The organism is Desulfotomaculum sp. OF05-3, from assembly GCF_003435535.1.
GTDB classification, from domain to species: domain Bacteria; phylum Bacillota; class Clostridia; order Lachnospirales; family Lachnospiraceae; genus Pilosibacter; species Pilosibacter fragilis.
Genome location: NZ_QWGO01000020.1, coordinates 46,929 through 60,302, shown reverse-complemented (window position 1 = coordinate 60,302; position 13,374 = coordinate 46,929). Strand labels below are relative to the sequence as shown.

The following is a 13,374-nucleotide window of genomic DNA, read 5'->3' as shown; positions in this document are numbered from 1 at the left end:
TTTATTTTGAATGTCCGCAAAATCCGTCCTACATCGCTTGGTCGCCAAGGGCAATCTAAATTATGGAGTGCCACAAGCCTGTCCTGCACATTCGTACCTGCCCCCATCTTCTGGGTAGAACCTAACAAAATACGAACCTCGCCGCTTCTAACCTTCGCAAATAACTCCTTTTTCTGTACATCGGTGGTCGCTTCGTGGATAAAGCGTATCTGCTCGGCAGGAACGCCACGGCGGATCAACTTCTCCCGTATATCATCATAGACATTAAATGAGCCATCATTCTTTGGCGTAGAAAGGTCGCAGAATATAAGCTGTGCCGCTTTTGTATCAGCGTGTTCTCCCCAAATGCGATGCACATTGTCGATACAGGTGTTGACTTTGCTTTCTGGGTCATCAGGCAGCATCGGGTCAATCATTCTCTGGTCAAGGGCAAGTTTGCGTCCGTCATTGGTCACTTTCAACATATTATCGACCTGTGGCTCAACAAGCCTTGCCCGTATCTTTTCTGCCCGCTTAGCAAGAGAAGCTACCATTTCTGTCTGTATCTCGCTTGGCTTGGTCTTGATATTGTGATAGTTGACCTTTGGCACAGGGAGTTTTAACATATCGGCAGTCTGAATGTCTGCCACCTCCCGAAACATTAACATCAGCTCTGGCAGGTTATAAAATTTCGCAAACCTTGTCTTTGCTCGGTAGTTTGTCCCTTCAGGGGCAAGCTCTAATGCTGTGATAGTTTCACCAAAAGTGGACGCCCAACTGTCAAAATGCTGCAAACCGTTCCTTACAAGTGTATCATACTGCAAGTATCTCTGTACAGAATACATCTCCACCATTGAGTTACTGATCGGCGTCCCCGTAGCGAATATCGTGCCACGGTTGCCTGTGATTTCGTCCAAATAGCGGCATTTCATAAAGAGGTCACTTGACTTCTGGGCTTCGGTCTGGGCAATACCGCCCACATTTCGCATCTTGGTATAGAGGTAGAGGTTTTTGTAAAAATGGCTCTCGTCAATAAAAAGCCTGTCAACGCCTAACTGCTCAAAGTCAATCACATTATCCTTTCGTTTGGTATCGTTGAGTTTTTTTAACTTTGCTTCAATGGCTTTCCTTGTTTTCATAAGCTGCTTGACTGTGAACTGCTCGCCATTTGATTTCTGCACATCTTCAATCCCACGCTCAATATCGTCAAGCTGTTTCTGAAGCTGCTCCCTTTGGCGTTCCATGCTCATCTGGATTTTTTCAAACTGGGAATGTCCGGTGATGACCGCATCATAGTCGCCTGTGGCAATACGGGAACAAAACTTTTTTCGGTTCACTGTTTCAAAGTCCTGTTTGGTCGTCACAAGGATATTGGCAGAGGGATACAGCCTTAAATACTCCGACGCCCATTGTCCGACTAAGTGGTTTGGCACAACAAACATAGACTTATTGCACAGTCCCAGACGCTTGCTCTCCTGTGCGGCAGCGACCATTTCAAAGGTCTTGCCTGCACCTACCTTATGGGCAAGAAGTGTATTCCCGCCATAAAGGATATGGGCAATAGCGTTCACTTGATGCGGTCTTAACTGAATTTCTGGACTGATCCCGCCAAAAGTGATATGGCTTCCATCATACTCACGGGTGCGGATACTGTTGAAAGTGTCGTTATAGTAACGGACAAGGCGGTTCCTTCGCTCAGGGTCTTTCCATATCCAATCCTGAAACGCCTGTTTAATCACTTCCTGCTTTGCCTGTGCCGCTGTGGTTTCCTTATGATTGAACACCGCTTTTTTGTTTCCGTGTTCATCATACACATAATCAAAAATACGGGTATCTTTCAGATTCAGCGTGTCCTCAATAATACGATAGGCGGAAGCTCTTTTCGTACCGTAAGTGCTGTCCGCCTTGACATTCCCGTAATCGGAAGTTTTATTTTCGATAAACCAATCGCCATTATATGGTGTATAACGGACTTTGATCCTGTTTCTTGCGTGTTGTGACGGGGTTAAAAGTTCCATCACAAATTGCTGAATATCCTCCTGCGGTATCCAAGTCGTACCAAGACGCACAGCGATTTCACTGGCAGGCAGGTCTTTGGGAATAACCTGTTTTAAGGCTTCCACATTGACTGACAGCGACGGGTCTTGCTTTGCCGCAATTTCTGCAACCGTCAGCTTTTCCCTTACATTCCCAGAAAGGTACTCATCCGCAGTCACATAACGGGCAGGCTCGGCATTGGGTACACGAAAGATAACGCCCTGCAAATCTACAATCAGTTTCTCCTGTGTTTTCCCTGTAAGCTGTTCCATATACCCTAAATCAACACAGGCTTTTTCTCCAATAGAAAGGGCAAGGGCTTCACTTGCGGTTTCCACAGAAGTTGCAGTACGGTGCGGTTTAATCGTCCGTTTCGTGAACATATCCGCTTTCCGCTTAAATTTTCCGTCATCATCAAGCACTTCAAGGGAACATAACAGGAAGTAGCTTTCATCGGACGCAAAGGCAAGATAATTCCCTCGGTTATTGATAAGCCCGTACTTCCCCGTAAAGGTATCATACAAGCGGTTAAGCTGTTCCTGCTCCCTGCGTATCACTTCATCAGGGTAATCGTTGGTCTGGTAGTCAATGAGCCTGCGGACAGAGTCCCTGATCTCCACCAATCCCTTGATACGATTTTCGGCAGTCATAGATACTTTGGCAGGGGTCATCACATCATTTTCTCGGAAGTAAACCTTGCCATCCACTAAAGTATAAGAAAAGTTCCGTACCAAAGGGTCGGCAGGAATACTCTCTGCCTGTTCATCGGAGATTTCATCAATCTGATTTTCCTGTACTGTGATTTCCCCATTGATACGCTGCACCGCTTCCGATAAAAGCTCGGAAAGGGAATGTTCCTTGTCTGCTTTACAGGCAGTATCCATACCGAAACGGTTGCTTTCCATCTGCATTGTCCCAAGCACCATCTCTGGATGCTCTACAAAATAGCGATTCATTGTGATACCATTCTCGTCCGTGTCAAGGTGTACCCACTCTGGCTCTATCTCCATAACTCGGTCACGCTTTTTTAAGATCAGAATGTCACTTGTAACTTCCGTTCCCGCATTGGCTTTGAAGGTGTTGTCTGGAAGCCGTATCGCCCCTAAAAGCTCGGCTCTTTGGGCGATATATTTTCGTACTTCGGGACTTGCCTTATCCATTGTGCCTTTTGAGGTAAGAAACATTACAACGCCGCCTGCTTTTACTTTATCAAGGGCTTTTGCAAAGAAATAGTCATGGATAAGGAATTTCTGCTGTTCGTAACGGCTGTCGTTGACCCGAAAATCTCCAAAAGGTACATTACCAAGCACCACATCAAAATGGTCGTCTGGCAGTTTGGTATCTTCAAACCCCTGTACGGCGATGGTGGCTTTCTGGTAAAGCTGCTTTGCAATCCTGCCAGTCAGATCATCAAGCTCCACGCCATAGAGCTTTGAGCCTGCCATCTTTTCAGGGAGCAGACCAAAGAAGTTTCCTGTGCCACAGGACGGTTCTAACATATTTCCTTTCTCATAGCCCAGACGGTCAAGCACCTCATACATCGCCTTGATTACCACGGGCGGAGTATAAAAGGCTGTAAGTGTCGATTCCTTTGCCGCACGATATTCCTCTGGGGAGAGGTTCTCATAAAGCTCTATAAACTCATCTGCCCACGCCGCATTATTTTCATCAAATGCCTGTGACAGACCGCCCCATCCGACATACTTTGAGAGAATTTCCTGTTCCTCTGGCGTTGCAAGGCGGTTTTCAATCTCAAGCTCGTGAAGTGTCTGGATCGCTGCGATGTTGTTTCTGAATTTCTCCTTTGCACCGCCTACTCCTAAAGCATCATCCGTAATACGGAAGTTTCGACGGTCATCAGACGGAACGGGAACATCTACATTTTCTTTTTCGGGTGGTAATACTTCCTGTTCCAAAAGGCTGCGAATATAACCGATTTTCTCCACACGGTTTATCGGAATACCTGCTTGATTTTGGAAAGTTACATCCCGCATTGACACATCACCGCTGATTTCGCTGATACGCTCAATCACATAACGGCGGTTATCAATCACCACTTCTTTTCCTATCAGCTCTTGGTTGTCTTGTATTTCTGCGGGAGTTGGTGCTTCCTCTTTGTAAAAAGGCTCAAGCTGTTCCTCCGTAACCGATACAAGACTGTCAAAATCAAGATACCCAAGTCCGTCCTGCACCAAAGACGCCAGACTGCCATACGATACACAATCCACAAGCACATCATCTATATAGGTTTCCATACGGTACTCGGTAAGGTTGACGACTGCCTGTATCTCGTGCATTTCATCCTCGGTCGTCGTAAATGCGATTTTAACAGAGGACAGATCGGTATAATCCGCACCCTCCTCCTGTTCGTATTCCCTGCGGCAGAATGCGTCAATCGTTTCCTTTGCCTGTTCCAATAATGCCTGCTCGGAGGATACAAACCATTCATTCTCAAAAGACAGGATTTCGGAAAGGAGCTGTTCGTCCTCTGGGGTTAGTTCTGCGTGCTGTTCCAAATAGGGAATGAACACCTCACGCCCCCACCGCAGACTTTCCATCTTTTCCCGATACGCATCCTCGCCCTGCTTTTTCCACTCTGGGATAAACGGACAGTTCGGCGACAGGCAATAATCATAATGATTTTTGATATGGGCAATCAAATCGCCCTCTCCATCCCCAATGTCAAAACGCCCGTCATAGTGCATATCCTCGCCATCAATAACTGCGGAAATATCAAAATCGGTCTTGTGATACCAACCGACCGCTTTGCTCTCGTCCTCCCGTTCTCGGTGCTGCTTTTCATCTAAAATACCAAGTAACCTGTTTCCAAGAGCAAAGCTAAGATTGGTAAATCGGTCATTCAGCTTCTTGTCATAAAAGCAGGGATGCTCGGAAAAGCCGATAGAAAATTCTAAGCTGTCAGGCTTTTTTTCGGTAAGTGTTTCTGCTCTCTGCCTGTCGGTCACTACGACTTTGAGATGGTCGTTGGCAGGGTTTTCTTTCAGAAGTTCGCTTAGATCCGTATGACTGTACGCCTGCATCAAAATCGGGAACTGCACATTCTGCAAGGTTACGCTGTCCTCAGTCACCGACTGCACTTCATATTTGTCTGCCCCCAGATACACCACATCGCCCTCGTGACAAAGATAATGCATGGGATGCAGCTCCGTCAGTTCTTTGGAAAAATACCACGCATTACTGCGGCTGTAAGTGTCGCTCGTTTTACCTTGTACCAAAGCCAGAAAATCAAGAAGCTGTTGTACCGTCGCAGGATCGGAAAACTGTTCCTCCATCTGCCTGTCATTTATATTGGCAAGGTCGGTACGATTTACCTGCGACAAAAGTTCTTTTTCATAACCGTCCAAATCACGGATAAAATCAGACAGACGCAGGGCAAGGCTGTCCCGTTTGTCAGCAGGGGAAAATTCCTGCTTGGACTGTATAAACCGTTGTCTTACAAGTTTTCTCTGGGTGTCGATTTCATACTGCGGTGCAGATACCTGTTCCAGATAGTCCGCATAATGGTCTTTCTCTTTTGGGTTTAAATAGCGGTCATTCTTGATAAGCTCACGCAGGCGTTTTTCCACCTTCGACCAAGATAATCGCAGGTCTGGATCAGTATAAGAACCCTGTTTTTCAATGGCGATCCCTTTACTGTCTGCCCATCTTCCGCCCTGTGTCCCGTCTGGAAAAATGTGTGTTCCTCCGCCTGTACCATATTCCTTTTTGAGAAATTCAATGTTTGTTTTGCTGTCACTATTTTTCTGAAACTGACGATAGATACGGTATTTGCTCTTATCATAACTACTGCCCATTTGCAGAACAGAGTCAATATCTTCCTGTGAAATGACAAAAGCAGAGGACTTTTCATCCTCTGCCTGTGCGATCCTTTCTATCTGCTGTTCAACCGTTGGAAGATTGGCACTTACTTCTTCCTCATTGGCAATGCTTAGCTGTAAATCAGTTCCGTCAAGATGACTTCCTCCGCTTGGCTGCGGATGTTGTTCATCAATCCTACCCACTGCATCGGGGCTTTTTCCTTCAGTTCCTCCGTCACGCCCTGCTCCATTGAGAGCTGCTTCGTCAGAAGCTCCAACCGTTTGAGTGCCGTCTGTTCCACCTCGTAAAGATGCTGATTCAGCATCCCCGCTGTCAGCAGGTTGAGGTAAGTCACTCTCTTGTGCTGCTCCAGATACTCCCTGTGCATCATAGCGTATCTGCCAAGCGGAAGCTCTGGCTCTGTCGGTAATGTTAGGTCTGGAATAAGATAATCCCCCTGCCTTGTGTATGTGATTTCGCTCATTATTTTCACTCCTTTCGAGCTGTTTTCTGCCTACATCATAACGGGATTGGGACTTTGGTGCAAAGGTACGGTTTTCTTCTCTTGCTTCCATTTGCACATTTCGGATAGCTGCGGAAATTTCCCGAAGTGCCATTTCCGATATATCGCTTGTGGCAATCCCGATTGCATTTATCGTATGGGGCGTATTGAAATTCACAATGTCGGCAAAATCTTCTCGGTCAAAATATTCCTTCACATCCAGACCGCAGCGGCTCATCAGCATAAATGCCACGCTGTTGACCGCAAGCCGCTTATACAGCACTTCAATGTTGTATTCGTCCAGTTCTTCTAAAAAACTGTCTTGGGTTACGCCTTTGAGCTGTGACAGGTAATCGGGAAGATTGTCCTCCACAGCGTTCTCAGCAGTCTTAAAAAGTGTTTCCGCCAAGTCTGTTTCTTCAAGCTCTCCGAAACGGTCAGAAAGCCTTTCCTTTACTGCCTGCTCATATCGCTCATCCATCTGCCAGATCGGAACAGGACGGCTGCCATAATAACCCTCGTGGGTATCGGATATATCAAAATAGTATTTCAGCGTGTTCCTGCGACCTTTCGGGTCGAACACGGCAATCCCTTTGCTGTCTTTGTTTACCCAACGCTTAAAGAGCTTATTCCAAGTGCCAAGTTCTGCCACAGCTACGGCATCGGGGCGTTGAGCATAGATTAAGAGCTGTTCGTCAAAGCGGCACTTATAGTTGCGGCAGGCAGAGGACAGAAAACTCTGCCACGCCTGCGGACTTTTCGCAACCGACACGCCTGTTCGCCGATACAGCTCCGTGATTAGCTGATACTTTGCAGCCATTTTCTTTACACCTCCTTGTTATCTGCCCCTGCGATCAGGCAGGGGCGTAACTGATTTTATTGTGTTTCATTCGTCTGATAAAGTCTTTGGTGTCATACAGCACACCGTCAATCTCTGTGTGGTTTTCATCTACATAGCGGCAAAGGACACATTGTGCATCCCCGTTTTCAGAAAACAGCCGAAGCATACCTCCGTCTGGAATAGAAACTTCAATCCCGTTTTCTTCATTTTTGAAATGGATCATTCTTTTTTCACTCATTCATACCACCACCAAGAAAGGAAATGACTTTGTTCGATTTGATACTCTTTTGCAGGTCATTGATCAGGGTAATATCTGCCACCGTAATGCCCTGCATGGAAAGAATATCGTCCATTGTCATAGAAGCGATTGCCTTTTCATCTGCAAAGCCTGCTTCAAAGACTTTATTCAAAACCTTTACCGCTTTCTGGTTGACTGCCATTGTCCTATTCCTCCTATCGTTCATAGTCTTTGTGTTTCGGTGCTTTTGTTGCCTGCGGCTCTTTACTGATCGGCTCACAGGCTGCACCGTTTTTGTGCAAAAACTCGGCAAACTCACCGATATGATACAGGTTGTTACCGACCTCCGTATGGTATTCGTCAATAAAACGGCAGGTGTATTCCCGTTTTTCGCCCCAAGCGGTCGTTACCATAATCTTCCCACCGTCTGGGATACGGAACAGTTCTTTATACTGCGTATCTATAAAACGGATGCCCTGCTCAGCCTTTTCCATGTGCTGATTCAGCCATTCTTTCACATAGCAATAACAGTAAAAGTTATAATCGCCTTTGGTGGGATTGCACCGAAATAGAAAAGCGTGCTTTCCTGTGTCCACACGAAAACCATATTCCGTACAATAATTCCCTTTCATCGCACTTTCAGGATATTTCCTTGCAAAGGCACCCATATCATAACGGTTGTGCAAAAGTCCTTTATCCTCCCGCAAAGCATTGACGACGGTATCAAGGTTTGCCTTAAATTCGTCCGATTTCCATTGGGGTCTGGTATCAAACCAAGTGGTATAAAAACCATAGCCTGTTGTTGCAGAATCGCCACGCAGATGTCCGATTGTACCTGTCTGCCCCTCAATCTGCATACTTTGGGCATAAGTGTATTTCTGTTCTGTCGGGGTTAATGGTCGTATCTCCATATCAGCGTTCCTCCTGTCGCTGTTTTTCTTTCTTCCTGTCTAAAATCTTCTGCATACATACATCGCAGAAAATAACCGTCCCTTCCTTATAGCGGGGATAAGGGCAGGTCGCACAATCATATTTTTTCTTAGCGTTCTCGGTCATTGTGATTCCTCTGTTTCTTTTCTGGTTGGTTATAGGGCATCCTGCACTCGTTCTGATAGCGCTCATTCAGCTTATCCCTTGCTTCGGAAAGCTGATTGCAATAATACCCCCAGAAATAATCTGATCCGTCCTTACAGTACCAACACACATAAGGGTTCGGGGCTTTGGAGTTATGCCCGATAACAAGCTCTGTACGCCCGATTTGACAGCTCTCAATAATTTCATAGCCGCCATTCATTCGTTTTTCTTCGTTCATAAGCGCCTCTCATTCTTTGGCATAACGCCTGTAATCCTGTTCCTGCTTGGCACGGAGTTTCTGGATACGGATGCTGCCTAAAAGCTCTGGATGTTCTGCCTGCAGCTTTCGGCGTGTCCTTCCTACACTCTCAAAGCTCGGCAGTCCCAGATAACGGTACTGCGACATCACTTCCGCAAAGGGCATCGCCCCTGCGTCCTTAAAATAGCTGTTACATACTTTCAGATACAGCACCATATCGTCATTTCTGGATTCCTCGTCCTTTTTCAGAATGGCTCGCACCTTATCCTCAATGGTTCTCAATTTCTGCATATATACCTCCGTATATGGAAAGGGGACAGCCCGAAAAGGCTGCCCCCAGACACTTTACTTCTTTTTTCGGTTACGGATGTTCAGCCAGATTGCTCCGCCTACAATGAACATCACAAGCACAATGGCGATCACCGTCTTTGCTTCCATTCCTTAGTCCTCCTTCTTCTTTTTCAGCCCTGCAATCAAGAGCGTCCCTGCACCAATGAGGGAGACTGCCGCCAGTCCTCCCCAGAGGAACGGATTAAAGTCATCCCCTGTTTTCGGGGTGTCACGCAGTTCATTGTGCATCTGGACAACCGTAGTTGATCCCACTTTGACCGTAATCTGTTTTTCGGCAGGCAGGATATAGTTTGCCGATGCCTTATCGCTGACCTCAGAAATGGTGTATTCTCCGATACGCAGGTTTTCAATCACGATTTCTCCGTTTTTGTCGGTCTTAAAAGTCTGGTCATATCCATTTGCACCTGTCACTCGGAAAGAGAAGCCTTCCACCTTGCCATCGGAAGATGTTTTGACAATTTTAAGACTGCCTGACTGCGGGGCATTGACAAAGCCTTTGCCTGCTTCATTTTCCACCACATAGGTCTTGCCATTTTCCTCAATGGATACGGTGTAGACATTTTCATCAAGGACAAAGCCCTCTGGTGCTGTCTTTTCACGGACAAAATATTTTCCGTATCGAAGCTCGCTCATCTGGTAGATGCCGCCGCCAAGCTCAGACATTTCGCCAAGCAGCTCATCTTCCTTGTCGTACTCGCCATTTTTGTTGGTATCGGCAAAGACTTCAAAAACTGCACCTGTCAGCTTATTGTCAGGATAATCCTTATCGACTTTGGTAAGCTCAATATTGCCTGTGATAAATTCATTCACAAGCTCGATTTCCACAACTTCATCCACCTTGCCGATCGTAACAGGAATTTCTTCCTCGGACAGTACAAAGCCTTTCGGACTTTCTACCTCTCGGATAATCCAAGAACCATACGGCACTTTGGCAAAAGGAAAACTACCGTCATCCTTTGATGTGGTAGTTAAAATCGCATGTTCTTTTGTAAATTCTTCTGTGCCGGTCTTAAAGATGCCAATGACAGCACCACCTAATCCCTTGCCGTCCTCATCGGTTTTCTTTCCGCTTACAGAACCATAAATCAGCTTGTTTTCAATGGGTTCGCCGTCATTGACTGCAAGGTGGACGATGGCGGTATCCTGTCCTGCATATTCAAAGTTTACAGGGTATTTCGTATCACTTGTAAGATACGCTTCGTTTGCTGCAATCTCTTTCACATAATAATTGCCCATCGGAAGGTCGGTCTTAACCTTGCCGTTTCCATTCTCATCAAGCGTAATAATCTCAATCAGTCCGTCAGCAGGGATGACCGTACCGTCTGCGGCAGTCAATTCTTTTTCTGCATACAGCCCAAAGGCAACATCAAAGATTTCCCCGTTATTGCCCACACCAAAATGCTCATCGGTTTCAAGGCTCTTTACAAGGTCGATTTCCACACGCTGACGCTCGTTGTAAAAGCTCGTTTCGGTTTCTGTTACTGAAATTTCCTGTCCTGCATAGACAAGCTCAACGGAGTGAATTTCATCATTCAGCACCATACCATTCGGAGCTGTCACTTCCTTCACTTCATATTTTCCAAGATATAATTCCTTTGATTTTGCCGTACCGTCTGCACCTGTGGTCAGGGTATCTACCAGCTCCCCTTTTTTTGCTCGGACTGTTCCCTCTAAGGTTACAATATCCTCGGCTGCGGTAATCTCATAAACCGCACCCTCCAGATTTCCTACGGCAAAGTTTGGCTGATACATTCCGTTGTTTTCCGATACGCTTGAGAAAATCTCTCCAGATTTTTCTACGGTAATCGTACCTTTTTGTGCCAGATTGGATCGTACTACCTCAATCACGGTAATTCCGCTTTCTTCCTCCGAATTTTCCTGCACCACATCAAAATACACAGGCTCGGAGTCAAGCACATAGCCGTATGGTGCTTGTACTTCCACAAGGGAATAGCCTTTTCCGTATTCCAAAGCTTCTGGTGTGACCAACTCGCCATCTGCGGTCGTATAGAAAGTATCAATGGTTGTCACTTCTGGATAAGTGAAAGTCATTGTCACAAGGTTGCCGTTCGGGTCGTAAATCTGGAAGCCTGCCCCTGCATACGGGATGGTTTTCCCTGTTTCCGCATCTTTCTTCACAACCTTGATATAGCTTTCAAAGTTGGCATTGTTGATCAGATAGCGGTAGGTCTGACCGTCGGAACTGATAAACACATCAAACGGCTTCATCAGCTCACGCCCTTCCCATCCAGAAGTCTGTTTTACCGTATAAATGCCATAAGGCATATCTTTTGTCTGGGCAAAACCGTTCTCATCACAGATGAGCTTGTCACGCTCGCTTTCTTTTGCCTGATCAAAGCTGCCTGCCGATTTAAGGAATACCTCAAAGACAGCACCTTCTTCTGGCGTTTCGATGCCTGTTTCGCCGTCATCGGTATGCTTGATAATAGCGATATTTCCCTTGATAACCTGCTCATTCACATCATTTTTTGCAGAATTATATTCCACCTCATAAAGTTCTGGCTCTGCACCGACTTTATGAATGGTCGGGTCAAGAAGATACCCCTCGGACGGACTGATTTCTCGGATTGTCCAGTCATCACCGCATACATAATACTTGGTTGTAAACTGACCGTTTTCATCGGTCGTATAGGTGTCAATCAGTTCTTCGCCCTTGTAAATACCATAAACCGCACCCGCTAAAGAAGCGTCCCCCTGTGGTGTTCCTGTTTCTGCATCGGTCTTAGTTACCGTCACATTGAATTTCTTTAAAATGTTCTGGAAACTGCGGTTTGTAACCTTATTCCATTCAATCGGTGCGGTCTGGGATGCAGGAACAACATAGCGGATTGCTGTATCCACTTCCTCAAGTACATACGGGGTGTCGCCGCTGATCAGGACATCCTCAAACTTGGCTACACCTTTTTTATCGGTGACAGCATACTCATCGACTGCAAGTCCGCTAAGGGATGTGCCGTACAAATGGAATTTCACGCCCTCCACCAGATTGTCCTCGGAAGTCTTGACTACCTCAAGGCTGCCACGCTTTAAGGTGTTGTTGAAGTTGACTGTGGTTGTCTTGCCGCCGATGAGTGTTACCGTCTGGGTCTGCTGTGGTTCATAACGGTCAATGGTCTGTTCTGTAATGGTATAAGTGGCAGGGAACAGACCTTCTACTGTGATATTTCCGTTTTCATCGGTCGTTACCGTCTTATTGATACCCTCGCCCTTGATGGTAAACGAAATGCCTGCTACAACGCCGTCCTCAGAAGTCTTTTTCAGAGCAATCGTGCCTGTCGGTGTTTCCACATTGAGATAGGCAGATACAGGAGAAGCATTTTCTACACCTGTAATAACATCCTGCAAGTTCGGATCACCATAAGCAATCAGTTTGGCACTCTGACTAACCACAGGCACTCCGCTTCGGGTAGCTGTAATCCTTACAGAACCGTCAAAGGCTTTTCCAGATGTTATCGTGAGCTTGTTGCCAGATTTCGCTACGCTGACCGCATCGCTGGAACTTGCAAAGGAATACTCGGACAGCACACCGTTTTTATCGGTCAGCGTTAGACTATATTTCCCGTCTTTATAGACAAGTTCCTTTGTAATATCGTCTTTCCCGCCTGACATAAAGCTCGGAATAGTATTGTGTTTACTCATCAGCGAAACAATCTGATCATAGACTTTCTTTGCTCCGCTGTTAGGATAATTTGAGCCGAAATGCAGGCTGTACACGGTGCTGCTCGTCTGGCGGTAGGAACCTGTGGCTTCACGGCATCCCGTAACAAACTCCCATACAAGAGTCTGGGTCGCAAGCCATTTCTCATCGTCTGATCCAGACAGATTCCCTCGGTTTCCCTGATACCCATAGAGCAGGGCAAGTCCAACTGCTTTTTTCTGGCTTCCCGAAAGGGCGTTCCACGCTTCGGAAGATGCTTCTTTCAAGGTGTTGCCCGTTTTTAGCGGTACACCCGGCTGTAAACAAAATGCTGTATCGCCATCCACAAACATACGGTATTTATAGTTACCCGTACCGCCTGCGATATAACCGTTGATGTTGGCACTTGAGTTGTACCTCATTGCATTTCCGTTCCCGTCATAAGTGTGTGAAAAGGAAATCGTACCAACATCTCCTACGGCTGCAAAGGCTGTGGTGGCAGGCAGTACGGAGAATACCGTAACCGCAGCCATCACAACAGCCGCAGCCTTTTGGAATATTTTTTTGAATTTCATCATTTACCTCCTGTTGATATTGAAAATAGATGTTGCCTACT

8 protein-coding genes are annotated in these 13,374 nt (G+C 46.3%); all 8 read right to left on the bottom strand.

Features of this window, described 5'->3' with window-relative positions; translation table 11 throughout:
* On the bottom strand, positions 1-5,057 hold a 5,057-nt coding region (locus tag DXA87_RS11490), incomplete at its 3' end, for an LPD25 domain-containing protein (RefSeq protein WP_242998049.1).
* Positions 5,058-5,965: 908 nt separating this feature from the next.
* Entirely contained in the window at positions 5,966-6,319 is a 354-nt protein-coding gene (locus tag DXA87_RS18415) for a TnpV protein (RefSeq protein ID WP_242998046.1), read from the bottom strand.
* An 872-nt stretch (positions 6,320-7,191) separates the two neighbouring features.
* A complete protein-coding gene (locus DXA87_RS11485; protein ID WP_117504473.1) occupies positions 7,192-7,416 on the bottom strand; it encodes a hypothetical protein in 225 nt (74 codons plus the stop codon).
* Positions 7,409-7,618: a hypothetical protein gene (locus tag DXA87_RS11480; protein ID WP_009320319.1), complete on the bottom strand. Its 210-nt coding sequence runs from the start codon at positions 7,616-7,618 to the stop codon at positions 7,409-7,411. The genes DXA87_RS11485 and DXA87_RS11480 overlap by 8 nt, the downstream gene beginning before the upstream one ends.
* A gap of 13 nt (positions 7,619-7,631) precedes the next feature.
* Positions 7,632-8,327 (bottom strand): hypothetical protein, encoded by a 696-nt coding sequence (locus DXA87_RS11475; RefSeq protein WP_117504471.1) that lies wholly within the window; start codon positions 8,325-8,327, stop codon positions 7,632-7,634.
* 128 nt (positions 8,328-8,455) lie between these two features.
* Positions 8,456-8,728 carry a hypothetical protein gene (locus DXA87_RS11470; protein ID WP_004848348.1) on the bottom strand — a complete coding sequence of 91 codons (273 nt, stop codon included), beginning with the start codon at positions 8,726-8,728 and terminating at the stop codon, positions 8,456-8,458.
* A 9-nt stretch (positions 8,729-8,737) separates the two neighbouring features.
* Positions 8,738-9,040, bottom strand: a complete 303-nt coding sequence (locus tag DXA87_RS11465; RefSeq protein WP_117504469.1) for a hypothetical protein — start codon at positions 9,038-9,040, stop codon at positions 8,738-8,740.
* Between the two features lie 150 nt (positions 9,041-9,190).
* The gene (locus DXA87_RS11460) at positions 9,191-13,333 is read right to left on the bottom strand and encodes a SpaA isopeptide-forming pilin-related protein (protein ID WP_117504468.1); all 4,143 of its coding nucleotides are present in this window, start codon (positions 13,331-13,333) and stop codon (positions 9,191-9,193) included.
* Positions 13,334-13,374: the final 41 nt, after the last annotated feature.